At 45.3% G+C, this 24,734-nt stretch carries 23 protein-coding genes; 2 read left to right on the forward strand and 21 right to left on the reverse strand.

What is annotated here, in order from left to right; translation table 11 throughout:
- Nucleotides 1-78 precede the first annotated feature (78 nt).
- The 11 genes from fliE to AB4111_RS05395 form a co-directional block, all read right to left on the reverse strand.
- Nucleotides 79-390 carry a flagellar hook-basal body complex protein FliE gene (gene fliE, locus AB4111_RS05345; RefSeq protein ID WP_442030746.1) on the reverse strand — a complete coding sequence of 104 codons (312 nt, stop codon included), beginning with the start codon at nucleotides 388-390 and terminating at the stop codon, nucleotides 79-81.
- A gap of 58 nt (nucleotides 391-448) precedes the next feature.
- On the reverse strand, nucleotides 449-898 hold the full coding sequence (gene flgC, locus AB4111_RS05350) for a flagellar basal body rod protein FlgC (protein WP_253433759.1): 450 nt from the start codon (nucleotides 896-898) through the stop codon (nucleotides 449-451).
- A 6-nt stretch (nucleotides 899-904) separates the two neighbouring features.
- Nucleotides 905-1,312 (reverse strand): flagellar basal body rod protein FlgB, encoded by a 408-nt coding sequence (gene flgB / locus AB4111_RS05355; RefSeq protein WP_339302988.1) that lies wholly within the window; start codon nucleotides 1,310-1,312, stop codon nucleotides 905-907.
- 979 nt (nucleotides 1,313-2,291) lie between these two features.
- Entirely contained in the window at nucleotides 2,292-3,692 is a 1,401-nt protein-coding gene (hslU, locus tag AB4111_RS05360) for an ATP-dependent protease ATPase subunit HslU (RefSeq protein ID WP_076208906.1), read from the reverse strand.
- A gap of 116 nt (nucleotides 3,693-3,808) precedes the next feature.
- Nucleotides 3,809-4,351 carry an ATP-dependent protease subunit HslV gene (gene hslV, locus AB4111_RS05365; RefSeq protein WP_017689194.1) on the reverse strand — a complete coding sequence of 181 codons (543 nt, stop codon included), beginning with the start codon at nucleotides 4,349-4,351 and terminating at the stop codon, nucleotides 3,809-3,811.
- Between the two features lie 26 nt (nucleotides 4,352-4,377).
- On the reverse strand, nucleotides 4,378-5,721 hold the full coding sequence (trmFO, locus tag AB4111_RS05370) for an FADH(2)-oxidizing methylenetetrahydrofolate--tRNA-(uracil(54)-C(5))-methyltransferase TrmFO (RefSeq protein ID WP_442030747.1): 1,344 nt from the start codon (nucleotides 5,719-5,721) through the stop codon (nucleotides 4,378-4,380).
- Nucleotides 5,722-5,777: 56 nt separating this feature from the next.
- Entirely contained in the window at nucleotides 5,778-7,877 is a 2,100-nt protein-coding gene (gene topA, locus AB4111_RS05375; protein ID WP_442030748.1) for a type I DNA topoisomerase, read from the reverse strand.
- A gap of 115 nt (nucleotides 7,878-7,992) precedes the next feature.
- A complete protein-coding gene (gene dprA, locus AB4111_RS05380; RefSeq protein WP_442030749.1) occupies nucleotides 7,993-9,123 on the reverse strand; it encodes a DNA-processing protein DprA in 1,131 nt (376 codons plus the stop codon).
- A gap of 245 nt (nucleotides 9,124-9,368) precedes the next feature.
- Complete coding sequence (gene sucD / locus AB4111_RS05385) at nucleotides 9,369-10,298, reverse strand: succinate--CoA ligase subunit alpha (protein WP_036609382.1); 930 nt, start codon at nucleotides 10,296-10,298, stop codon at nucleotides 9,369-9,371.
- A 63-nt stretch (nucleotides 10,299-10,361) separates the two neighbouring features.
- Complete coding sequence (sucC, locus tag AB4111_RS05390; protein WP_036609384.1) at nucleotides 10,362-11,522, reverse strand: ADP-forming succinate--CoA ligase subunit beta; 1,161 nt, start codon at nucleotides 11,520-11,522, stop codon at nucleotides 10,362-10,364.
- A gap of 243 nt (nucleotides 11,523-11,765) precedes the next feature.
- Nucleotides 11,766-12,221 carry a MarR family winged helix-turn-helix transcriptional regulator gene (locus AB4111_RS05395; RefSeq protein WP_253433742.1) on the reverse strand — a complete coding sequence of 152 codons (456 nt, stop codon included), beginning with the start codon at nucleotides 12,219-12,221 and terminating at the stop codon, nucleotides 11,766-11,768.
- Between the two features lie 480 nt (nucleotides 12,222-12,701).
- On the opposite strand from AB4111_RS05395, the gene AB4111_RS05400 reads away from it, so the two are divergent.
- Nucleotides 12,702-14,312, forward strand: a complete 1,611-nt coding sequence (locus AB4111_RS05400) for a YifB family Mg chelatase-like AAA ATPase (RefSeq protein ID WP_442030750.1) — start codon at nucleotides 12,702-12,704, stop codon at nucleotides 14,310-14,312.
- A gap of 226 nt (nucleotides 14,313-14,538) precedes the next feature.
- Here AB4111_RS05400 and AB4111_RS05405 read toward each other — a convergent pair whose 3' ends face one another.
- The 10 genes from AB4111_RS05405 to rplS form a co-directional block, all read right to left on the reverse strand.
- A complete protein-coding gene (locus AB4111_RS05405) occupies nucleotides 14,539-15,090 on the reverse strand; it encodes a nitroreductase family protein (RefSeq protein WP_442030751.1) in 552 nt (183 codons plus the stop codon).
- A gap of 294 nt (nucleotides 15,091-15,384) precedes the next feature.
- Complete coding sequence (locus tag AB4111_RS05410) at nucleotides 15,385-16,560, reverse strand: carboxypeptidase-like regulatory domain-containing protein (RefSeq protein ID WP_442030752.1); 1,176 nt, start codon at nucleotides 16,558-16,560, stop codon at nucleotides 15,385-15,387.
- Between the two features lie 56 nt (nucleotides 16,561-16,616).
- A complete protein-coding gene (locus tag AB4111_RS05415; protein WP_442030753.1) occupies nucleotides 16,617-16,904 on the reverse strand; it encodes a paeninodin family lasso peptide in 288 nt (95 codons plus the stop codon).
- Between the two features lie 195 nt (nucleotides 16,905-17,099).
- The gene (locus AB4111_RS05420) at nucleotides 17,100-17,498 is read right to left on the reverse strand and encodes a YraN family protein (protein ID WP_442030754.1); all 399 of its coding nucleotides are present in this window, start codon (nucleotides 17,496-17,498) and stop codon (nucleotides 17,100-17,102) included.
- Entirely contained in the window at nucleotides 17,492-17,803 is a 312-nt protein-coding gene (locus AB4111_RS05425; protein WP_124114058.1) for an EscU/YscU/HrcU family type III secretion system export apparatus switch protein, read from the reverse strand. Before AB4111_RS05425 ends, AB4111_RS05420 begins: the two co-directional genes overlap by 7 nt.
- Nucleotides 17,800-19,857 carry a DNA ligase gene (locus tag AB4111_RS05430; protein ID WP_442030755.1) on the reverse strand — a complete coding sequence of 686 codons (2,058 nt, stop codon included), beginning with the start codon at nucleotides 19,855-19,857 and terminating at the stop codon, nucleotides 17,800-17,802. Before AB4111_RS05430 ends, AB4111_RS05425 begins: the two co-directional genes overlap by 4 nt.
- Nucleotides 19,858-19,887: 30 nt before the next feature.
- Nucleotides 19,888-20,589, reverse strand: coding sequence for a ribonuclease HII (locus AB4111_RS05435; RefSeq protein WP_442030756.1), 702 nt, complete (start codon nucleotides 20,587-20,589; stop codon nucleotides 19,888-19,890).
- Nucleotides 20,590-21,054: 465 nt separating this feature from the next.
- Nucleotides 21,055-21,918, reverse strand: coding sequence for a ribosome biogenesis GTPase YlqF (gene ylqF / locus AB4111_RS05440; RefSeq protein WP_440388247.1), 864 nt, complete (start codon nucleotides 21,916-21,918; stop codon nucleotides 21,055-21,057).
- 30 nt (nucleotides 21,919-21,948) lie between these two features.
- On the reverse strand, nucleotides 21,949-22,569 hold the full coding sequence (gene lepB / locus AB4111_RS05445; RefSeq protein WP_253433720.1) for a signal peptidase I: 621 nt from the start codon (nucleotides 22,567-22,569) through the stop codon (nucleotides 21,949-21,951).
- Nucleotides 22,570-22,926: 357 nt separating this feature from the next.
- Entirely contained in the window at nucleotides 22,927-23,268 is a 342-nt protein-coding gene (gene rplS, locus AB4111_RS05450; protein ID WP_024630190.1) for a 50S ribosomal protein L19, read from the reverse strand.
- Nucleotides 23,269-23,765: 497 nt separating this feature from the next.
- Between rplS and AB4111_RS05455 the strand changes: the two genes are divergently transcribed.
- A complete protein-coding gene (locus tag AB4111_RS05455; protein ID WP_442030757.1) occupies nucleotides 23,766-24,731 on the forward strand; it encodes a polysaccharide deacetylase family protein in 966 nt (321 codons plus the stop codon).
- Nucleotides 24,732-24,734 lie beyond the last annotated feature (3 nt).

The following is a 24,734-nucleotide window of genomic DNA, read 5'->3' on the forward strand; positions in this document are numbered from 1 at the left end:
AGGTTGACGATCAGGAGCAGCATCGCAGCTGCTTTGTTGTAATGATCAGCGCTATTATCGAAGCGCAAGTAGGTTATTTTATATTTGCGTTCTCATAACTTCCTGATATGCTTCGACCACTTTGTTTCGGACTTGAGTTGTGAGCTGTAGGCTTAACAAGGCCTGTTCTGAAGCAATCATTACCTGATCCACATTCGCTTTGCCGACCAAAAATTGATTCGACATTTCATGCGATTGAGTCTCTTGTGCTGCGACGGACCCTAATGCATTCTGTAAGTATGTACCGAAGCTCTGAATGGTTTCGGCTGGTGTAGAAGGCTTACTTTCGGTTGCATTCTTCATCTGTAGCGGTTGTATACCCTGTGTGCTAAACATGTTGTTCTGAATCATTAATGTCCCTCCCCTTCATCCCTGGTTTGTATATTTCTTATTTTTATTTCGAAGCAGATTATCTTCCAATCTCCAAAGCTTTGGAGATCATCGCTTTGGTTGAATTCAGTGCTGTTACGTTTGCTTCATAGGACCGCGAAGCAGAGATCATGTCTACCATTTCTTTCGCAATATCCACATTAGGCATAAATACATATCCTTCTGCGTTGGCATCTGGATGAGTAGGGTCATACACTGGCTTCAATGGTGACTGATCCTCGCGAATCTCAGTTACTCTGACACCATCTCCTGAACCGCTACCTCTCATCTGATTTTGCAGCATCGTACCGAATGACGTTTTATTTGGCTCAAGTACGACCATTTTACGTTTGTAAGGAACCGCTTCACCATTGGATACGCTCGCGCGCGTCGTCTCTGCGTTGGCAATGTTGGAAGATATAACATCCATTCGCAACCTTTGGGCTGTAAGTGCTGAGCTACTAATACTAAAGCTATTACTAATGTTCAATTTAGGTTATCTCCCTTCCACGCCAACACGCATGATTTTAATTTGTTCGCTCACTTGTTGAATATAAGCGTTATAACGCAACTGATTCTCCGCCAGAAGACTCATTTCTCTGTCGATATCGACATTATTCTGGTTGTTATTCATGGACGTTGACTGGTCCATATTAACTACTGGCGTTGGTACGGAAGAGGAAGGACCTATGACAAAATGCCTTGCATCAGTTACTTTACCTTTAAGAACAGGCATATCTCCATTCATTTGCCCTTGCAACATTTCTTCAAAAGAAACGTCCGAGCGCTTGAAATACGGGGTATCGGCATTCGCGATGTTGTCAGCAATCGTTCGTTGTCTGATATTGGACGCATCGAGTGCACCTTGCAATCTTTTAAAGCTGATATCGTTTAAAAGATTCACAATCCCCCTCCTCTCTTTAGAAGTTATGGAAAAAGATTCAATCTTTTTCCTTGAAAATTCTTATGTTTTTTCGACAAAAACATTCGTCTTTACACGGTTTTCTAGGACTTAAGTAGAATTAACTCTGATGTTGTCGTATAACATAAGTTTCTTCGAGTTTGGGATTTATTACAATAAGAAAAAAGCCCTATCTTTTCTGAAAGACAGGGCTTTTTGTGTATTTTCTGCAAATTATGAATTTTTTCGTAAATGTTCAGGCCCAAAACAAAAGTCTGTTAATACTCTTCCTTATTGTTCTTAAACATTCTTAAAATAAAAAAAAACTTTCGACTCTCTACATGAGCGTATAACGCTCGTAATTATATGTATTTCCGAATATTTCATAAATGTTAATGTTAGAATTTTTTGCCGTTATACTAAGGGTTTACGTGCAATATGATAGGTATACGTATAAAGCTGTATCTTAATCAATTGACAAATTATGTTTCAATAATTAAGAAAACTCGCCTTCCCCACACAACACTTTCTTAACAATTAAGTAGGCTCTATATATTTTAATCTCAAGAAAACAAATCGTAGCTTCACACTTTTCTATAATTCATCATTTTGCGCATTTACGCAACATTTACCAATCTATCGACTAAACCGATGACCAGACTTGGAATAAGTAAAATTCTTTTAATGGGAATCATTGGATATGAAAACGAGGAATAACTACAACTCCGATAGGTTTTAACGCCGGATACATGCGGCACAAGTCCTAGGTTTTGTCGATCCCGTACAACAACCCCACATCTTTTATCGGTTGTAACATCGAAATCCTTTAGATAGAAACAAAAATAAACGATATGCGTCAAGTAAGAGCCTTTGTGATTCACTAAAGGATTGCTGCCCTTTGTCGATCACACAAATGTTCTCTACTCTTTTGCATACCGTTCATTTATAACATCATTTTAACAACTACATTGCTAGCCTCATGTTACAGGATATACTGGCTCAAATCACGATCAAGCGCAATATCATTCAATTTCTCACGGACATACTCCGGAGTAATCACCATACGTTCCAGTGTAAGCTCGGGTGCCTCAAAGGATAAATCCTCCAATAGCTTTTCAAGAATCGTATGCAATCGACGAGCACCTATATTTTCTGTATTTTGATTGACGGATTCAGCCAATTTGGCAATCTCACGAATCGCCTCATCCGAGAACTCAATCTCAATATTCTCTGTCCGCAACAGATCAACATACTGCTTGGTCAGCGCATTTTGAGGTTCAGTCAGAATGGATACAAACTCCTCCAGTGTTAAACTGCTTAGTTCCACACGAATTGGGAAGCGTCCCTGAAGCTCGGGAATCAGATCAGAAGGTTTGGCGACATGGAATGCACCAGCTGCCATAAACAGAATATAGTCCGTTTTAACAGGGCCATATTTCGTCATCACCGTAGAACCTTCCACAATAGGCAGTATGTCCCGTTGAACCCCCTCCCGGGATACATCCGGTCCGCTACCGCGTCCTTGACTGGCAACCTTATCGATTTCATCAATGAATATGATACCTGTCTGCTCCGCCCGGCGAATGGATTCCTGGGTAACATCATCCATGTCAATCAATTTCCCTGCTTCTTCCTGGATCAACACTTTGCGTGCTTCTTTAATAGCGAGCTTACGTTTTTTCGTACGGCGAGGCAACAAGCTACCAAACATTTCCTGCATGTTCATGCCCATCTGATCATTACCTTGACCAGCAAACATGTCCATCATGTTAGGCGCAGTGTCTTCGACATCAATCTCAATGATGTCATCCTCCAACTTGCCAGATAACAGATCAAACTTGATCTTACGGCGGCGTTCGGCAACCCCAGTATCCGGTTCTGGCTCATCCTGTTCCTGAACGTTGTTGCCATTATTCCCAAAGATCATCTCAAAGGGATTACGCTGATTCTTGGACTTGGACTGTGAAGGAGCCAGAATATGTACAATTCGCTCATTGGCAGCTTCTTCAGCTTTGTCCTTCACTTTTTCAGTCCGCTCCAGCTTCACCATCCGCAGTGATGTCTCAATCAGATCACGCACCATCGATTCAACGTCACGGCCAACGTAACCTACTTCGGTGAACTTGGTAGCTTCCACTTTCACAAATGGCGCACCTACCAATTTAGCGAGACGACGGGCGATCTCCGTTTTACCCACACCGGTAGGCCCAATCATCAAGATATTTTTAGGCACAATGTCGTCCTGAGTATGCTCAGGCAAAAGGCTGCGCCGATATCGATTACGAAGGGCTACGGCTACCGATTTTTTAGCTTTCTTCTGACCTACAATATACTTGTCAAGCTCTGCAACAATCTGTCTCGGTGTTAACGCTTGAGTATTCATATTGCTTCCCTCCTACCAGTATGTTGAATTTATTTTTCCTAACAAGGACAAAGAATCCCCTAGACGTCCTGGAGCAGATTACAGAATCATGCTCCACTACGGGAGATTTCTTTGGCTTATAACTCTTCTACAATAATATTATTATTGGTATATACACATAGCTCCGAGGCAATCTGAAGTGATTCACGCGCTATATCTTTCGCTTCCAGGTTTACTGCATGACGTTTCAACGCACGCGCAGCAGATAGGGCAAAGTTCCCACCTGATCCGATAGCAATAACGTCATCATCCGGTTCAATAATCTCTCCGCCGCCTGAAATGAGCAGCATACCTGATTTGTCCATTACAATCAACAATGCCTCAAGCTTACGCAAGATCCGATCCTGACGCCAATCCTTGGCAAGCTCCACAGCAGCACGCTGCAAGTTACCATGGTGCTCCTCCAGCTTACCTTCGAATTTCTCAAACAGGGTGATCGCATCCGCCACAGAACCAGCAAAGCCAGCAACAACCTGTCCGCGGTATAAACGTCTTACCTTCTTGGCTGTATTTTTCATCACAACACTTTGGCCCATGGTCACCTGACCATCTCCCGCGATTGCTGCTTTACCATTATGACGAACAGCACAGATCGTTGTAGCATGAAATGACATATCCATGATATCAGCCTCCTCCCACGAATAATTTATACGCGTTCCGGAACAGTTAGACCTTCTGCCGCAGCAAAACTAGTGATGCCATCCAGTGCGCGCTGTGCAAGAGCTTCATTTTTTTCCTTTTTGTTACGAATTTTCGTTTCAAGCTTCGGCAACAAACCAAAGTTTGCGTTCATTGGTTGGAAGTGCTTGAAGTCAGCCGTTGTAATATATTGAGCCATACTGCCAAGTGTTGTTTCTACCGGCAATACCACCAGTTCCTGCCCAAGTGCTGCTTTGGCTGCGTTCATGCCAGCAATAAGCCCTGATGCAGCAGATTCCACATATCCTTCTACACCCGTCATCTGACCTGCAAAGAACAGGTTTGGACGCTCTTTAAACTGATATGTCGGAAGAAGAAGTTTAGGAGAATTAATAAATGTATTACGGTGCATTACACCATAACGGACAAACTCTGCATTTTCAAGTCCAGGAATAAGCGAGAAGACACGTTTTTGTTCTCCCCACTTCAGATGCGTCTGGAAGCCCACCAAGTTATACAGGGTTCCAGCTGCATTGTCCTGTCTAAGCTGAACAACCGCATGTGGCAACTCTCCTGTATGAGGATTAACCAGACCTACCGGTTTCATTGGACCAAACAGAGCCGTCTGTTTTCCGCGTTTCATCATCACTTCGATTGGCATACAGCCTTCAAAGTAGATTTCTTTCTCAAACTCTTTTAATTGAGCGACTTCAGCATTAACGAGAGCTTCATAGAAAACATCAAACTCTTCTTCTGTCATCGGACAGTTCAGATATGCCGCTTCACCCTTATCATAACGGGAAGCCAGATACACTTTATTCATATCAATTGAATCTTTTTCGATGATCGGTGCAGCTGCGTCATAGAAGTAGAAATACTCTTCCCCCATTAGTGCCTTAATTTGCTCAGACAATGCAGGTGAAGTTAGCGGCCCCGTTGCAACAACAACGATGCCATCTTCCGGCAGAGAAGTTAGTTCCTCATTCACCACTTCGATGAGCGGATGCTGGTGCAACGTGGATGTAATCTCACCTGAAAATCCATCCCGGTCCACAGCAAGTGCTCCACCTGCGGGAACGGCATGTTTGTCTGCTGCTGACAATACAAGAGAATTGAGCATTCTCATTTCTTCTTTTAACACACCCACTGCATTGGTCAATCCATTCGCACGCAGTGAATTGCTACATACCAGTTCTGCAAATTTATCCGTATGATGAGCCGGCGTTTTCACAACAGGTCTCATCTCGTATAATTTTACGCGTACGCCGCGACTTGCAATCTGCCAGGCCGCTTCTGTTCCTGCCAGCCCGGCACCAATAACGGTTACTTGTTGTTCATTCGTCAAAATCATTTACCCCCATAAAGCAATTTCATATTTCACTATAATTGATTTGATTCACATATATACTAATCTGCTGATTCGTCATCCGGTTCATCCACCGGCTCCTGATGATCACATGAAGTGCACTGCAATCGTGCTCCCTTTTTGTTCCGCTTTTCAATCATTAGCGATCCGCAACTTGGACATGGTTTGGCTGAAGGTCTGTCCCATGAGACAAAATCACATTCAGGATACTTGTCACAACCGTAGAAAATACGTCCCTTTTTGCTACGACGCTCAACAACATGACCTTCCTTACACTTCGGACAAGTCACGCCGATATCCTTGATAATCGGTTTGGTATTCCGGCAATCAGGGAAGCCAGAGCACGCGAGAAACTTGCCAAAACGTCCGAGCTTGTAAACGAGCGGTTTGCCGCACTTCTCACAGATCTCATCCGATACTTCGTCTTCAATCTCGATTTCTTTCATTTCTTCTTCCGCAAACTCAAGGCGTTTCTCAAAAGATTCATAGAATTCTGCGAGTACTTTGACCCAATCCTCGGAACCTTCCTCCACATGGTCAAGATCACCTTCCATGTTTGCGGTGAACTCTACATTCAGGATTTCCRGGAAAAACTCTTCCATCTGTTCGATGACCAGTTCGCCAAGTTCCGTTGGCATGAATTTCTTTTCCTCTATCGCAACATATCCGCGCTTCTGAATGGTCTCCAGTGTTGGCGCATATGTACTCGGACGCCCTATACCCAGTTCCTCAAGCGTCTTAACCAACCTTGCCTCCGTATATCGGGGTGGCGGTTGTGTAAAATGCTGTTTTGGCTCAATCTCCTGCTTCTCAAGCACATCTCCACTTTTCAACGGAGGCAGCAGACGATCTTCATCGGTTGTACCATCGTCGTTTCCTTCAACATATACCTTCATGAAACCTTGGAACCGTACCTTCGAACCTGCTGCACGGAAAATGGTGTCACCCGCAGCAATATCTACAGAGAGTGTATCCAGGATAGCCGAAGACATCTGGCTCGCTACAAAACGTTCCCAAACCAGTTTATACAACCGGAACTGATCGCGACTCATGAATGACTTGATTGAGTCAGGATCACGCAGAATTGAAGTTGGACGAATCGCTTCATGCGCATCCTGAGCATTAGCTGCTTTTTTGGAATAGTTTCGTGGAGTCTCAGGTGCAAATGGCTCCCCATACTTACCAACGATATATTCTTTGGCTTCTTCTTGTGCAGATGCCGCAATTCGTGTGGAGTCCGTACGCATATACGTGATGAGACCTACTGTGCCTTCTTTTCCAAGGTCTACACCTTCATATAGTTGTTGGGCGACCGACATCGTCTTGGAAGCTCTGAAATTCAATTTACGCGCCGCTTCCTGTTGCAGAGAACTCGTCGTAAACGGGGCGGAAGGGTTACGGCTCCGTTCTTTCTCTTTAACTTCCTTGATCGTAAAGTCTGCACCTTCGATCTGTTTTAGGATCGCTTGCACTTCCGCTTCACTGCCCAGCTCTGTTTTGGCCCCGTTCAGTTTATGAAACTTGGCTTCAAACGGATTGCCGTCTGCTGTAAGTTTGGCGGTAATGCTCCAGTATTCTTCTGGCTCAAAATCATCAATTTCATTTTCACGATCTAAAATGATTTTAACAGCCACGGACTGAACCCGGCCTGCAGACAAACCTTTTTTCACTTTCTTCCATAATAACGGACTAATTTTATATCCAACAAGCCGATCCAAAATACGTCTTGCCTGCTGCGCGTTAACCAGATCCATATTGATTTTCCGCGGCGTTTTGAACGCATCTTTGACGGCCTGTTTTGTAATTTCATTAAATACAACCCGGCAATCTGCCGTATCGTCTAGTTCAAGGGCATGGGCCAAATGCCATGCGATAGCCTCACCTTCGCGATCCGGGTCAGCTGCGAGATACACTTTTTTCACTTTCTTCCGTGCATCCTTCAGTTCTTTCAAGATTGAACCTTTGCCGCGGATCGTAATATATTTCGGATTAAAATCATTCTCTACCTCAACGCCGATCTGACTCTTTGGCAAATCGCGAACATGCCCCATCGAAGCTTTTACGATGAACTTGCTGCCTAAATATTTGCCTATCGTCTTCGCCTTTGAGGGCGACTCCACGATTACGAGTGCATCCGCCATAGGTTCATCCTCCTCTCAGTCATGAAACTGTCATGAAACTGTTTCTGTAAGCTTATGCATAGTTAATAACTTCTGCTAATTATATATTTCCACGCACTACGTAGGTTGTAGCTTGTCATACCCTCGCGTATTTAGTGCCTGGTAATTGGCTAATCTGCTTTTTTATGATTAAAGATAACAGAACTGAATGCAAATGTCCAAAATCCCAACCAAGCAGCTCAACCAGTTGATCTAATGATTGTTCTCCCTCTTCCAACAGATAAATCACACGTTGTTCATCTGGAGAGAGCTTTACCTCAGCGAATATCCCTCGCCCGGAAGGCTCGGTTGTTTCGGTCGAACGTCCTCTATTGTAAGGAAGTTGTTCTGCATTTGGCAAGCCCAATCGATACTCTTCCAATACATCTGCTGCACAAGTGACCAATTTGGCCCCTTGACGGATAAGGTTGTGTGCTCCCCGACTTTTCGGTGATGTGATAGGTCCAGGGACTGCAAATACATCCCTGCCTGCTTCAAGTGCAGCATCTGCTGTAATGAGTGAACCACTGCGAATGTCAGCCTCAACAACCAATGTTCCCAGTGTCAGACCAGCAATGATTCGATTCCGTTCCGGAAATAATCCCTGGCGCGCTCTCGTACCTGGTGGATATTCCGACAAAAGCAGACCCGTCTCCGCGATTCGTTCAGCGAGGCTTGTATTTTCGGGTGGGTATATATTATCAATCCCTGTTCCGAATACTGCAATCGTTTTTCCTTTAGCACGTAGTACTGCCTCATGACATACGCTATCAATACCGCGGGCAAGCCCGCTTACAATCGTCAGTCCTGCATTGCATAATTGCTCTGCCAGCTTCTCTCCAACTTTGCGCCCATACACGGTCGGCATACGAGTTCCCACCATGGCAATAGATGAATTGTGTAGCAAACTAACATCCCCTCGAGCATACATTACCCAGGGAGGCTGAACGGTTTCCTTCATTAATATGGGATAATTCTGATCCAGATAAGTAATAACCCCTATCCCCTGATTGTAAACGTGTTCTCTTCTACTCTCAATCCAGTTATGGTTAAATTGACTAGCCAAACGGGCAGCCTGATCTTTGCGCAAGCCTGCCGCAGTCCAATCACCTTCCTCATAATTCAAGAGATCGGACAATTGATGTTGTCCCTGAACTAGTTTCGAGATTGTTTTCTTGCCGATACCTTCCATCTCATGCAAACCAAACAAGACCCATCTTTCTTCCATACCATAAACCTCCCAGAGCGGGAAGAGAATCTTCCCTCATATTGTGTGTTAAGTGGTCACGGAATGCAAGCGTTTACGTTGATAAGAAGTAACTTCTCCCCCTTTTTCCCGTAAAAAAACGCAAAAAAGCAACCCTTCGCCCTGTTCAAGGACAAAAGGTTGCTTACCTTTTCCGTATCCATAATAGTCGGCCTACCAGAAACACATCATTTCTGAGCCGTTTCTTCTATTATAACGAAAAAGAATTAATGTGTCGTGCACAAATTCAAAATACCACGCTCTTCAAGTACACTCACCAAAGTCGAGCCCATCTCAGCAGGCGTTGGCGCTACTTTGATACCGCAAGACTCCAGCTTCGCAATCTTCTCTTTGGCTGTACCTTTACCACCAGAGATAATAGCGCCAGCATGGCCCATCCGTTTGCCTGGAGGCGCTGTTACGCCACCGATAAAGCCAACAACCGGTTTGGTCATGTTTTCACGTACCCAATCTGCAGCATCTTCTTCAGCTGTACCACCAATCTCACCAATCATGATGACCGCATGAGTCTGTGGATCTTCATTGAACCGTTTGAGGATATCAATGAACTCGGAGCCTTTTACAGGGTCTCCCCCGATTCCTACAGCAGAAGATTGTCCAATGCCACGTGTCGTCAGTTGATGAACGGCTTCATAGGTAAGTGTTCCACTACGGGAAACAACGCCAACGTGTCCTGCCATGTGGATATAACCAGGCATAATACCGATTTTACATTCGCCCGGTGTAATGACACCTGGACAGTTCGGTCCGATCAGGACAGTGTTCTTACCTTCCATGAAGCGGTCAACCTTGATCATGTCAAGAACCGGAATACCTTCTGTAATACAGATTACGAGGTCCAGCTCTGCGTCAACAGCTTCCATAATGGAATCTGCTGCAAATGCAGGAGGAACGTAAATGACGCTCGCTGTTGCGCCTGTAGCTTCCTTCGCTTCCTGCACAGTGTTGAAGACCGGCAGACTAGCTACTGTACCGTCTTCCAACGTGATATCCACATTAGTTCCGCCTTTACCCGGTGTAACTCCGCCTACCATCTGGGTTCCGTAGTCCAATGCGCCCTTCGTGTGGAACATTCCCGTTGAACCCGTAATGCCTTGCGTAATGACTTTTGTATTTTTATCGATCAAAATACTCACGTTGCTTCACATCCTTACGGTTATTTTTCAATTCCCGGACAGCTCCGGTACTAAGGAATGAACTTATTTTACGAGGGCAACAATTTTCTGTGCACCATCGGCCATGGAATCAGCAGGAACGATATTCAGGCCAGATTCACCCAGAATACGTTTGCCAAGCTCCACGTTAGTTCCTTCAAGACGAACAACCAGCGGTTTGGTCAGGCCAAGCTGCTTCGCGGCTTCAACAACACCATTGGCGATAACATCACAGCGCATGATACCACCGAAAATGTTAACAAAGATCCCAGCTACTTTGGCATCGGACAAGATGATCTTAAATGCTTCAGTCACCTTCTCCGTTGTAGCACCGCCCCCAACGTCAAGGAAGTTGGCGGGGTCTCCACCGTAGTATTTGATAATGTCCATCGTTGCCATCGCAAGTCCCGCACCATTGACCATACAGCCGATGTTGCCATCAAGTGCTATGTAGCTGAGGTCGTATTTGGAAGCTTCGATTTCTTTTTCATCCTCTTCATCCAGGTCACGCAGTTCCAAAATGTCTTTGTGACGGAACAGAGCGTTGGAGTCAAAGTTCAATTTCGCATCTAGAGCGATAACGTTTCCATCTCCGGTAACAACGAGAGGATTGATCTCGGCAATAGAGCAATCTTTTTCGACAAATGCAGTGTACAACGCGAGCATGAACTTAACAGCTTTGTTCACCAATTCATTCGGAATCTTAATGCTGTAAGCCAGTTTACGCGCCTGGAACACTTGCAATCCAATAGCAGGGTCAATAATTTCTTTGAAAATTTTCTCAGGTGTAGCTTCAGCTACTTCTTCAATCTCAGTACCGCCTTCTTCGGAAGCCATCATAACTACACGGCCTGTGGCACGGTCCACAACAACACCCACATAATACTCTTTGCGGATATCGCATCCTTCTTCAATCAGAAGACGTTTCACTTCTTTGCCTTCTGGTCCAGTCTGGTGTGTTACCAATACTTTACCCAGAATTTCGGAAGCATAGGCACGAACTTCATCCGTACTCTTCGCCACTTTTACGCCGCCGGCTTTACCCCGGCCACCTGCGTGAATTTGCGCTTTAACAACAGTCACCGGACTGCCCAGTGCCTCTGCGGCCGCAACCGCTTCATCGACTGTATAAGCAACCTTTCCGTTTGGAACGGTAACTCCATACTGTTTCAGTACTTCTTTTCCTTGATATTCATGGATATTCATTCTCGAATCCTCCTATCAACATGACTGCAACAAGGCGGGTTGGTAGACTAACAAAAGACAAATGTTGACTATTTTCACTTAAACCCAATTCATTGTAACACGTTTTTAAAACGCTTTCCTTAAAAAATTAATGGTTAATAGACAGTATTTTGATATGAGTATGATCCCATATTGTGAATGCTTGGGTATATATGGAAAAAACCTCAGCTAAAAGCTAAGGTTTCTTTGGTGTAAAACTATATTTTATTTTTTGGCTGCGTTAATGTTGGTTTCGTGAACTTTTTCCAGCAACCCTTTGAACTGACCCAGCAAAGCTTCAAACTCTGTACTGTTCAAACACGCGTCTCCCTGAATGGATGCAGGTATGGACAATGCCTTGTTCCGCAACTCACGGCCGGAGTCGGTTAGTGTAATTAATACTTTTCGTTCATCCTGAGCCGAGCGTTCACGATTAATAAGTCCTGCTGACTGCAAACGTTTGAGAAGTGGTGTTAATGTTCCCGAATCGAGATAAAGTGCCTCCCCGATCTCTTTAACCGTACATTCTTCACGTTCCCACAACACCATCAAAACTAAATACTGGGAATACGTTACGCCAAGTACCTCCAGATAAGGCTGGTACATCTTCGTAATTTCACGTGAACAAGCATATATGGCAAAGCATAATTGGTTATCCAGCTTCAAACTGTCAGTCTGCATATGTCTTTCTCACCTGCCTATTGTGCATTCTATTCCTCTTAAAAAGGAATTATAAATCTATCTTATCACAAATTAGAAAAAAAACAGAATAATTGAGCACAAATGATTTTACTATTCAATTTAATTATGTTAAATTAGATTGTGTAAAATGTAAATAGGAATAAATGACCCGCGATACATCATCATAATTTAATAAAAATAAAAGATAAGATTTATGGAATAAATTCACGTTTTCTCCGGCTCAATTTGATAACCATAATGAAAGTTTATCCATAGACCATTTTCGCCAAAGCTATTTAATAATTTCCTTCCAGAAATAAAATTCAGGGATCAGGAATGATGACTACAGCTATGATAATGACAGGTTGACTCCACGATTCCTTTTATATAAAATGCTTAGTAGAAGCTGAGGAAGCACCTTAATTCGTAGACTGGCCCGTGTTATGCGGAGCCAAGAATCGAGTGAGGTGTTTCTTTGTTATGTACGGGAAATTACACAGTGCGTGTTTGTACGGAATCGACGGCGTTCTGATTGAGGTGGAAACCGATTTATCCAATGGTCTGCCACAGACATCCATCATCGGCTTACCGGATTCAGCCATTCGTGAGGCCGTTGAACGTGTTCGTGCAGCGATCAAAAACTGCGGATATCAGTATCCTTTACAGCGGATCACAATCAATCTGGCTCCTGCTGATCTGCGCAAGGAAGGATCTTCCTTTGATCTAGCCATTGCTATTGGTTTACTTATGACAAGCGGCCAGCTTGTACTCCCTCCCAAGGAACGGACACTAGTGGTTGGTGAACTGGCATTGGACGGTTCGATCAGATCAGTGCCCGGCATTTTATCCATGGTGGATCTGGCCAAACGGCAAGGCTTTACGTCCGTGCTCCTTCCTTATGATAACGTGGAGGAAGCGTCACTGATTCGAGGTATCCAGGTGTATGGCATTCGGCATTTGCAGGATATAGCTCCGGAAAACCCAGACCAACCCGCTAGTTCAGTGGGAATACCACATCATTCGAATGCAGGACCAGTCGTATTGAAAAATTATGCACACCTCGCTGCTCCTATAACAGATAAAACTCACAAGATGGCGGATAGAAAGCCGAGTCAAACACCATTAATTGAAGATGACTATAGTGATGTTCTGGGGCAGCATCATGTAAAACGCGCGCTTATGATTGCTGCAGCCGGCATGCATAATATACTGCTCGTTGGACCGCCAGGCACGGGCAAAACGATGTTAATCAAACGTTTGCCTACCATCCTTCCGCCTTTGTCAGAAGATGAAGCGTTAGAAGTAACCAAAGTATTAAGTGCCGCAGGCAAGTTAAAAGAAGCGCCACAAGGCCTGATTGCAGACAGACCTTTTCGCTCCCCTCACCACACGATATCCACCTCCGGTCTGATTGGAGGCGGTGGTATCCCGAAACCGGGTGAAGTTAGCCTTGCCCACCGGGGCATACTCTTTCTGGATGAATTACCTGAGTTCCAGCGTCAAGTGCTGGAGGTGTTAAGGCAACCGTTAGAGGATCGCACAGTGACAATTAGCCGGGCGCGGGCAGCATTCACCTTCCCAGCCCAGTTCATGCTCGCATGTTCCATGAATCCCTGCCCCTGTGGATATTTGTCCGCTCATTCGGAGGAGCAACGCTGTATATGCAGCCCCGCTCGTGTTGCGGCGTATCGAGCCAAAATTTCTGGACCATTGCTGGACCGTATTGATCTTCAGGTTGAGGTTCCTCCACCAGGCGAGTGGCGCAAGTCTGCTGCTTCCCCTTCCTCTGAAGAAATGCAGGCAAAAGTTATCCATGCTCATCAAATTCAGGCCACCCGTTATGCCCAAAGTTCGGTTCGCTGGAATAGCCAGCTTTCGGGCACACTTTTGCGACGAACGATCCATCTTCCCCAAGAGGCAGAGCAACTGTTAGAGCAAACGCTGCAAACCTTGAATCTGAGCATGCGTGCACATGATCGGATTATCAAGATGGCACAAACTATTGCTGATCTGGACCACGAGGGTGAAATTGTGACAGCTCATGTGGCTGAAGCCATACAATATCGTCAATTGGATCTTAATTTATTTTGAAAGCATATGGAGGAGTAACAGGTTCACCAAGAACAACAACGCGACCATCAACCTGTAGACTAAATAGCATGGTCAAGACGGATGTTTCATGCAGGTTTTAATACACGGATATGTGAACATGACAAAAAAACGTACAAGTGTCTCTCTTTTGAGGAGAAAGGTACTTGTACGTCAATTTTTCTGAAACTGATAGGGCTAGTGTTTATCTCAGGATTACTATAATTCATTATTCAAAAAGAGTCAGTTTGTCCTTCGCAGGTGTACGTTCTTTGGCAGAAGGAATAACATCGGGGTATCCCATATAAACCATACCTACAATCTTCTCTCCCGCCTCTATTCCAAGCGGTTTACGGAATTTGGGAGCGTACAAGAATGGCTTGGTCACCCAGAACGTTCCAATGTCTTCACTCCAGGCTGCAAGCATAAAGTTCTGAACCAATGCACTGACCGCAGCGAAGTCTTCGTCCCAGATATTCTGTCTTGGATCTTCTTCCAGCACGACAAGCATAACGGATGGAACTTGCATAATATTAGCTGAAAATTTATTGTCTTCTCCCATTTCTGCGTCAATGGCCTCAGCCAGTTTCTTCCGCCCATTCCCGGTAAACAACAAAAATCTCCATGGTTCGCGCAATTTATGGTTAGGAGCCCAGACTGCCGTATCCAGCAAATCTATAATCTGCTGTGTAGGAACAGCTTCTTTTTTGAATTTTTTCACCGTGCGACGATTTTGAATCGCATTTCTGACTTCATTCGTTGTTTTCGTAACTTTACTCATCGGCCGTACCTCCTGTTTATAATTTGATTTGTAACCGTAACGAAGGCTTACGGTCTTGAATAACTCGTTTATGACAAATCAAAAGATTAAAACTCCAGATTACATCCTTGATTATACACCCTTCTGTTCAGGAGATTCAAAGGGATACCTCTGACGACTAAGGTTACATGCGCTAAGAAAGAGAAAAGACGACTCCGAATCCTGATCCACTAATGGCGATCATCAAGTCAGAGCCGTCTATTTGAACCAGAAATCTTGCATCATTAGGATATTAGGATCACATCAACGATCGAATCAGTATGGACCTGCTCCTTCAAATGTACCTTTAACAAAATCCATTTTGTTGTACTTCTCCTGGTTACCAGCAACATCTGTACTGTAGTACTCTACCACCTTGACCTCGGGAGCATAAAATTTGACAGGCCCTTCATAGTTCTTCCATGCTCCTCCATTGATTCGATATTGCGTTGTTTTTACGCCCGATCCTTTGACTTCGTCCGTTGCCTGGAGTCTAAACGTAAATCCTTTAATGTATGTCTTCCCATTTACGGTGTCTGTGATCGGAACTAATCTGTACTTGGTTACTGGGGGTGTAACATCTGCATCTTTCTTAAGTACGATATTAAACGTATTATGATCTCCTTGTACGAAGGTAACATTCAGGGTAGATTTTAAGTATCCTGGTGCTTCCCCCGTTATTGTTCTGGCGCCTGTTGGCACGCGCTTTATAAAATAGTTGCCTTGAGCATCCGTTGTTGCCGAGACTCCGGCATTCACTTTAGCTCCACTGACTGGATTGCCCGCCTCATCTACAACTTTTCCCCGGACGTGGGCTGCTTCTGTCAAAACAACATCTACGATTAAGGTTTTTCCAGCCTGAATATTCAAACGATCCTGCTCATAAAGCATATAATCGGCGGAATCTACCCAGATTGCAATGTTTGGATTATAGTCGAAATCAAGCCCAGTAACGGCATACCGACCTTGCTGATCTGTTTTAACCGGGCGATCCGACGCCCCTGTTACTTTGACCTGGGCATCTGGAATCGGTTTGCCTGTTTGATCGGTTACAGTTCCTACAATTGTAGAAGGTTCGTATAGCTCAAAATTAACCAAAATCTGTTCCCCTTCTGACAAATAGTAGGTATTACGATGCCTGTCTGTCACATATCCTTCTGCTTCAATTATAAAACTAATTTCCGTATAATCCTGAACAGACTCAAGAATTGAATAACTTCCAGTACCATCTGTCTTCACGCTTTTTTCAGTATTTTCCCCTTGATATCTAAGGGAATACTTGATTGTTGCATCCTGGATAGGAAATCCTTCAGGATCCGTAACTTTACCTGATACCTTTGCCTGTGTAGACGGATCTGCTGCATAAGAAACGCCAGAGTACATGATTCCGAACAAAATGAAACATAAGGATAGTGTACTTAGTCGAAATATCCATTTGAACCTTGTATGCATCTTCTCACTACACCTCACTATATATTTATGGATCTAACGTTCTTATCTAACCTCTTTTAACTGACTAAAAGCTCAAGCTTCCAGAATTCTCCGTCCCAAACATATTGCCAAATGCCTTGCCCACCGTTCATGGTTTCGCTGATATCCAGCACTTCCATCCGAGGACACTCCCATACTCGCTTCACTGTGTTGTTCGAAGTATTCTGAAGCTCTTTCATGCATCCCACCAACCTCTCTATAAATTTCAACTTTTTTAGTTTATAACAAATGATACATTTTGTATCTATATTTTTTCTGAAATACAATGATTTTATTAATGATGCTTGTCTCCTCTGTTTTATCATTTCATAGTAAAATAAAAAAAGCCGCAGTTCCTGTATGATGAGGAACTACGGCTTTAGCATAGTAATGAATTTCAAAACTAAAACGAATGCAAAGATAAGACATAATTAAACTTGTACTTTGAAATTGTCTATGCATTTACATCAGCATGATACAATTCGTATCTTCAAATATAGCAGTGGCTTTGAGTGTAATTCTTAAAAAGCATTAACAATATGATTCACAGAGACAGTCTCCCCTGCTTGATCAAGCATTATAGCGATTACATCAAAACGGATCTGATGTTCCGTCTCTCCCGTCATCTGCAAATAAACGGATGCAGTTGAGCGCACCTGCTGCATTTTACGCATATCAACCGATTCCTGAGGTGTACCGTACTGAGCGGCTCCACTTCTGCTCCTTACTTCTACGAAGACGATCAGCCCCTCGCAAGAAGCAATGATATCAATTTCACCGCTACGGCAACGCCAGTTCTGTCTAATGATCCGATAATCATTCTCTCGTAACCATTGACAGGCAGCTTCTTCACCTAATCGGCCCTTCTGTTGTCGCGTAAGCTTCAGACCCGGTTCCTGGCGCAATCTACGTTCTACCATGACTCATTTTCCTCACGTCCTGAGGCGAGTCGATCTGCACGGTAGACATACGTTAGCACCTCGGCGACCAGTTGATACAGTTCCGCTGGAATCTGTTCATCCAGATCCAACTTGGAGAGCACCTCCACAAGTGCTGCATCCTCCTGAACAGCTACGCCGTTTTCTCTCGCTTTATCCAGAATGGCTTCTGCGACTTTGCCGCGCCCCTTGGCTACAACAACTGGCGCTTCGCTCTCTCCAGGAACATATTTAAGGGCAACTGCCTTTTTGGAGAGCAGGTCTGGTTGTGACGACTCGTCTTTCATACCTTCAAGTCCACCCCTTTGTATCGTTCGGGACTATAGTCTGAGGCCCTCATTTTTCGTTCCGCTCCCGGTTCCTGGCCCACAGGCCACGGTTCCGCCTTGAAGGTCAGCAGCTGATAACCTAGCTTGTCCAATGCCTGATGGATTATCTCTCGTCCACTCTCCAGGAGAGGTCCCATTCCTTCGCGGTCATTCAATACACGCAGACTGACAATGTTATTAACCACATGTACATCTACCAGAGTAGGTCCAAGACTTTTCATATCCAGATCGAACCATAGACGGCAGTTGGACGCGTCCAACTCTCCACGTGCTCCACGACGTGACTGAATCTGAACAGACGCCGTTTCTTCCCCGTCCGGTCCAGTGATCGGAATAAACCAGTGCATCTGTGCAAAAGTAGCACTGCGATCTGTCGTCAGCAATAACTGCTGACCTGTCAGATATTGCACAGCCTGTCCGGCGGCATCCTTAAGCGCCGCCGGAGCACCTTCGCTGCTGGCAAGCTGCAGCAGCAAACCCTTCAGCGTGTCCGCATTCGCCGGACTCGCCGCATCCCCCACGCGCGGCTGCGCCGCCGCGCCGTGAACGGCCTGCTGCTCGTGCTCCGCACCGAGCAGTTTCAGCACGCGCCCCACCCACGGGTCCCCCTCGTGGGTGACAGGCGCGTGCACTGCCGCAGCTCCCGCAGGTGCTGCGGCACTACCGCCAGCCGGCGGCGCATCAGCGCCGGCTGGCATTGGCTGCGGCACGCCTCCGGCAGCCGCAGCCGCCTGGCCGCCCTGCGATGCAGGGGCGGCCTGTGCTGCCGCACCAGGCTGTGCCGGTGCGGCAGTGGACGCGCTGCGCAGTGCGTCCAGCAGCGCCAGCAGCTTGGGCGCCAGCTGCGCTGCCGTAGGCGCTGCTGGCGCCGCCTGGCCTGCTGCGGACGGCGTCCCCGCAGCAGCAGGCGTTTCAGCGCGGCCGTCAGTCCGGCCGGCCGCGCTTGCTTCAGGCTGGCCTGCACTTGCACGGCCAGCTACAGATTCAGCTGCCGCCCCTGGTGTGCCCGGGCGGCTACCAACGTGGCCCGCGTCAGCCCCGCGCGGGCTCTCTCCAGGTATTCCGGTTCCAGACGGAATACCCGTGCCCCCTTTGCCAGCCGTTTCAACGTTGCTGGCAACTGCCTTCGTCACAGCTTCAGCATTCGCTGTCCCTCCACCAGTCTGCAGGTTTCCTTTCACCGCAGTACCTGTATCCTCCGCCCCAACATCCGTCATGGATGTTGCTCCTGCTAACGCTGCTTGGCCTTGTTGCGTCGACAAAGCAGGTGCTCCAGTTCCAGCTACCTGACGACCATTGCCTGATGAAGCCATTCCTTCTTCCATCTGCGCTGTATTCGGTAATACGGGTACACCAGTCATGACTGCTGGTTTCAACGTAGCAGATTGTTCTCCAGTCAGTACCGGTTTACCTGTTGTTTGAGTCAGCATCGTTTCCAACTGATCAGCCAACCCACTTAACAACTGGTGCAGAGGGGGGCCAAACACCGTCTGGTGTAATCCTTTTACCGTTTCCGCCGTAACCGGAAGACCACGCTGAAAAGCAATCCCCGTCGCCTGCACCCATTCTTCCACAGGGACCTGTGCAGGTTTGGCAGTCATCATATTCTGGACCATAGCCACATTATCCTTCGTGAGCGGAAAACCGCTCCGCTGCATGGCAAGCAGCAGTTCCCGGTTCCCTTTTGTATCCGGCAGTCCTACATCCTGAAGCAGGTTATTCAACGAAGCTTGTGGCAGATCAGCAAGTGTACCCGCCATAGGCTTCATGACCGTTATGCCATTTTCACCTGGAGGCTGTACTTGAAGCAATGTGGTTTCACCCGGACGGAGTGGAGTCTCCAATTTGGCGCGCACCTGCACACCTTGAATCTGCAGAACCGCATCCCCTCCATCATCGGATACACTTATCACGGATCCACGAACCACCTGACCTTCCTTTAATTCAAGCGGCTTGGCATTCCCGGGCTTGCTGTCTCCCAATAAGCCCTTAATTACGGAACCGATATTCAAATTTCTCCCCCTCCTTCCTTCAAGCCTGTATTAAAACAACGATTGCTGCTCACCAAGCAGATTGCCCAGAAAACTGCGTCGATGCATTGGGGTTGCCCCCAAAGCCATAATCTGCTCCCGATGAACTTTTGTTGCGTATCCTTTATGTATCGACAGACCATATTCAGGATATAACGTATCCCATTCTTCCTTACAGAGTCGATCTCGCGTTACCTTGGCAATAATAGAAGCCGCTGCGATCGATTGACTATTGGCATCCCCTTTAATAATGGACAGTTGAGGTACATTCACATCCACCTTCTCGGCATCCACCAGCATATAATCAGGAGTTTCTCCCAATGCTTCAACAGCCCGTTTCATCGCGAGTCTCGCAGCCTGCTTGATGTTAAGCCGATCAATCGTCTCTGCATCCGCGTAACCGATACCTACCGCCAGTGCCTTTTCCATAATGACGTCATATAGTGCATCACGTTTTTTCTCCGTCAATTTCTTGGAGTCATTCACGCCTTCCAGAATGAGGTCCTTGGGTAAAATAACGGCCGCTGCGACAACATCCCCAAACAAGCATCCCCGTCCTACCTCATCAATACCAGCAATACGTTCAAATCCACTGTCCCAATACTCTCGCTCGTAGAGCAACAGGTCCCGCGGTTCACTGCCTTCTTTTTTCTTCTTTGGTTCAATCGGGGTATCCAGTAGATTCAACCCGATCTCTTCATTAATTCCAACCATAACACTCATCTCCTCTACCCATGCTTTTTCAGCATGCGTATCACTTACAACTTTTTTTTATAATATAGACGTAGATCCTCTGTCTTTGTTCTGTACAACCTGTCACTGTCAGCAAATCTTTTCCTTGAGGTTTACAATAATAAAGATAGTGATGTCTTCATTTATCGGTATTTGATGGTTTAAATTGAATATATCAGACCTCGTTTTAATCTAGATTGCACCACCATTTATCATAGCACGATTTAGATGCACCTGATATATGGATCAGCCAATTCCATAAAGCGTAATATTCTTCAATCCTCTTCCATTTTTATCGTTTTGGTCGTAAGTCCAGCTCCAATTCCGCGTTTTTATACACAAAAAAAGACCGTTCCCGGTAATCCGGTAACGGCCGCTTCTTTCGGCACTTGGATATATGAAATGAACAGATAAAGATAATGATCTTCATCGTGTAGAGTCCATTTTTTAGTAGGGGGCTTCCATAGAGAAACGTCCCATTTTACCCGCTCGCAATTCACGTAGAAATGCTCGCGATGCCTTCTCCAGATCAATACGTCCACCGCTTACAACACAACCACGTATACGGCCGACTTGTTCCATAATTGCAATAACACTGTCTGAATCATCTGCATCCTTGGAGAACTCCTGAAGTCCGTATCTCTCTTCCAGAGCGTCCCAGTAATAACGCATCAGGTAACTGATTCCAAAAAAGGCGATATCCTCTGCATTCAGAATTTCCTCTTTGATTGCACCTGTTACGGCAAGACGATAACCTACATTCTGATCTTCAAACTTGGGCCAAAGAATACCCGGAGTATCCAATAGCTCCATTTCTTTGCCTACCTTAATCCATTGTTGCCCCTTCGTCACACCAGGACGATCTCCTGTTAACGCAATACTCCGTCCAGCCAGTCGGTTAATCAATGTTGATTTACCCACATTTGGAATACCCACAATCAATCCGCGAACCGCACGAGGGTTAATTCCTTTGGCCAGTTGACGATCAATTTTTTCTTTCAGAAGAAGCTTCGCCTGTACCGGAATGTCTTTCACATTAGTGCCTGTCGAGGCATCCACAGGAAAGGCGGTAATTCCCTCTTTTTTGAAATATTCAATCCACTCTTGCGTCACTTTCGCATCTGCCAAATCCGATTTGTTCAACAAAATCATCCGGGGTTTATCCAGCAATATTTCGTCAATCATCGGATTACGGCTGGAGACAGGCAGACGGGCATCCAACAGTTCGATGACCACGTCGATGAGCTTTAACTTATCCTGAATCTGGCGTCTGGCTCGAGTCATATGACCTGGAAACCATTGTATCGTCAACTTGTCTTCACCTCATTATTTACTTCAATCTCAGTGGTTAATCCACTTAATCTCACCAATTGGCCAGAAAATAACATCTGCACGACCAATAATATCTTCTAACGAAACATAACCGATCATACGGCTGTCTGTACTATTTGGACGGTTGTCTCCCATGACAAACACATGACCTGCAGGCACTTTGCCATCAGGGAACTGCTCATTAGGGAAATCCTTCACGTTATATGTTCCACCATTGGCTTCAGCTGCATCAATGGCTCCTTGAATATACGTTTCATCAACCTTTTTGCCGTTAACCATCACCGTATCGTCTTGAACCTCAACCGTATCACCTTCTACAGCAATAACACGTTTAATGAAATCTCGGCCCTCGGATGGTACGTGGAAGACGATAACTTCACCGCGCTTCGGTTCTCTGATATCATATAAGATTTCGTTGACGATCACACGTTCACCCGTTTCAAAGTTCGGCTGCATGGACGGTCCGTCCACAACAAACGGTTTGAAGAGCAACCACCGAATCAGAATGACGAGAACTAATGCAATAACAATGGCTTTGAGCCATTCAACAATTTCATTTTTGGCTTTTTTGGATCGACTGTTTTTCTCTTCGGCAGGATTGCCCTGGTCCTGTTGAACTTCTTGTTCCATTCAAGATCTTCCTCTCTTCACAGTACATGTTTATAGCAGTACACACATCCAGCATTCTGTATCGTTCCAATAACTCAAAGGATGGATACAAAACATTCACATCAGTTATGTAATCTTACACCAAGCATTACAATACATTTAATCCACAATTCAAATGTTTTCAAGAGATTGTTCAAAAAGTCGGTACTGAAACCGGTCTTTTGAACACGCACTTCAATAACTGATTTTACAAGCCTCCCGGACTATTCCCCGCATGTGTTGCCATACCATTTTACTCGGAAGTGTACCTCCGGTTCAACTTTTCCCGGACAAAAACGAAAAGGGCTTGTCTCCAAGCCCTTCCCGGTATCCGTTATATTAACGAATTTCTTTAATTCTCGCTGCTTTACCGCGTAGTTCACGAAGATAATAAAGCTTCGCACGACGCACTTTACCACGGCGAGCCACTTCGATTCTATCGATTTTTGGGGAATGAAGCGGGAAAGCTCTTTCCACACCTACACCGTAAGAAATTTTACGAACTGTAAAAGTCTCACTGATTCCACCACCACGGCGTTTAATCACAACACCTTCGAACAATTGGATACGCTCACGAGTTCCCTCGATTACCTTAACGTGCACTTTCAAAGTGTCACCAGGACGAAAACTCGGAATATCCTTACGAAGTTGTTCTTGTGTAATCGCTTGAACGATATTCATCTATGACTCCCTCCTTCCGTACAGGCGTTCATACTTCTTCCAGAGATCACCTTGTCTCCTTCATTATCCATAGAGGACCGCCGTATTCCACATAACAGACTTATTGTATCACGCAGCATATCAAAACACAAGAGAAATTAAACAAAATGCCTATTGATCAATTAGCAATGCTGAAACTCACTATCATCTCACTAAAGTATAGTAATGGCCAGCAGAACGTTGAACCATTTTAATTTTAACAACTAGCTAGTGGTTAAGATATGCCGTCCCCTCTTTCTTCACAGTCGCAGGCCTCGAACCATTCATGTCACAGGTGGCCGCCTATACTTCTCACATGTTAATTTCATTCTAAGATATATACTCCCCTTATGGACCGTTAATCCACGCTCTCATCTGCAAGTCAACCTGATACAGGAAAAAATACTGTAACTTCCCGTGTAGAAATATCGTCTATGATATAACTTATTGACCACTTTAAAAGGAGAACCTTAAGACTCATGAAATATTGGAAAAAGATCACACTTGCCCTACTCGCCATGCTCACATGCTCCATTACACTGTATGCATATGCCGTAACTCATCCAACGAATGCACTGTCACACAAAGCCTGCACATCCTGGGACATTGTCAAACGCAAAGCATTCCAGCTGTCACACACTGACTTCTCCAGCCCATCTGTGCTGGATCGTTCTACCTTCAAGATTGAACAAGGTACTGCTACAGAAGTTCCTGTACTGATGTATCATTACATAGAACCCAAACTGAACAATCGTGAGACAGGTAATAAATCAATCATTAATCTGGAGGATTTCGAGCAAAACATGAAATACCTGCACGATGAAGGCTACCGTACGATTACACTGGATCAACTTGAGCAATATGTTAGCGGGAAGATTTCCTTGCCACAAAAATCTATTGTGATTACCTTTGATGACGGGTATCAGAACAATTATACGTTAGCTTACCCCGTGCTTCAAAAATATAATTTCCATGCCTCATTGTTTGTCATTGGCAGCAAGATTCAGGATCAGCCTACGGTGTTTGACCCCGCCAAAAAAAGTTTCATCTCCAAGTCAGAGATGCAGGCAGCAACTGATGTATTTGAATTTAACAGTCATACCTATAACTTGCATCACAAAGGATTTATACGCTGTGGCAACATCGTACCTGTCGGTCTGGACACCAGCCTTCTGGATGATGATATCCAGCAAATGAAGCAAACCGGAATAGACACGCCTTATCTGGCTTACCCTTTTGGTTATACCAGTACACAGATGATTTATAAGTTACAGCAACACGGATATCGTATGGCCTTTACCGTACGCTCCGGATTTGTTCATCCAGGAGACCCTCCCATGAAGCTGCCTCGTTTGACGGTCACGACAGGTACTGATTTGGCGTCCTTGCTTCAACCCAACTCCAGTCCGCAGAACGAATTACCCACATCGGAGAGTGATCAGTAAAAC

Origin of the sequence: Paenibacillus sp. 2KB_22 (assembly GCF_052115745.1) — a bacterium.
In the GTDB taxonomy this organism is placed as follows: Bacteria; Bacillota; Bacilli; order Paenibacillales; family Paenibacillaceae; genus Paenibacillus.

Bases quoted from the DNA above. Each gene is read 5' to 3' on its own strand.
- AB4111_RS05420 (WP_442030754.1), bottom strand. From the start codon at position 17,498: ATGGTAGAACGTAGATTGCGCCAGGAACCGGGTCTGAAGCTTACGCGA.
- AB4111_RS05435 (WP_442030756.1), bottom strand. From the start codon at position 20,589: ATGGTTGGAATTAATGAAGAGATCGGGTTGAATCTACTGGATACCCCG.
- hslV (WP_017689194.1), bottom strand. From the start codon at position 4,351: ATGGATATGTCATTTCATGCTACAACGATCTGTGCTGTTCGTCATAAT.
- fliE (WP_442030746.1), bottom strand. From the start codon at position 390: ATGATTCAGAACAACATGTTTAGCACACAGGGTATACAACCGCTACAG.
- AB4111_RS05400 (WP_442030750.1), top strand. From the start codon at position 12,702: ATGTACGGGAAATTACACAGTGCGTGTTTGTACGGAATCGACGGCGTT.
- AB4111_RS05415 (WP_442030753.1), bottom strand. From the start codon at position 16,904: ATGATAAAACAGAGGAGACAAGCATCATTAATAAAATCATTGTATTTC.
- hslU (WP_076208906.1), bottom strand. From the start codon at position 3,692: ATGAATACTCAAGCGTTAACACCGAGACAGATTGTTGCAGAGCTTGAC.
- trmFO (WP_442030747.1), bottom strand. From the start codon at position 5,721: ATGATTTTGACGAATGAACAACAAGTAACCGTTATTGGTGCCGGGCTG.
- rplS (WP_024630190.1), bottom strand. From the start codon at position 23,268: ATGAATATCGTTCAAGCGATTACACAAGAACAACTTCGTAAGGATATT.
- AB4111_RS05455 (WP_442030757.1), top strand. From the start codon at position 23,766: ATGAAATATTGGAAAAAGATCACACTTGCCCTACTCGCCATGCTCACA.
- dprA (WP_442030749.1), bottom strand. From the start codon at position 9,123: ATGGAAGAAAGATGGGTCTTGTTTGGTTTGCATGAGATGGAAGGTATC.
- sucC (WP_036609384.1), bottom strand. From the start codon at position 11,522: ATGAATATCCATGAATATCAAGGAAAAGAAGTACTGAAACAGTATGGA.
- lepB (WP_253433720.1), bottom strand. From the start codon at position 22,569: ATGGAACAAGAAGTTCAACAGGACCAGGGCAATCCTGCCGAAGAGAAA.
- AB4111_RS05395 (WP_253433742.1), bottom strand. From the start codon at position 12,221: ATGCAGACTGACAGTTTGAAGCTGGATAACCAATTATGCTTTGCCATA.
- AB4111_RS05405 (WP_442030751.1), bottom strand. From the start codon at position 15,090: ATGAGTAAAGTTACGAAAACAACGAATGAAGTCAGAAATGCGATTCAA.
- AB4111_RS05425 (WP_124114058.1), bottom strand. From the start codon at position 17,803: ATGAAAGACGAGTCGTCACAACCAGACCTGCTCTCCAAAAAGGCAGTT.
- AB4111_RS05410 (WP_442030752.1), bottom strand. From the start codon at position 16,560: ATGCATACAAGGTTCAAATGGATATTTCGACTAAGTACACTATCCTTA.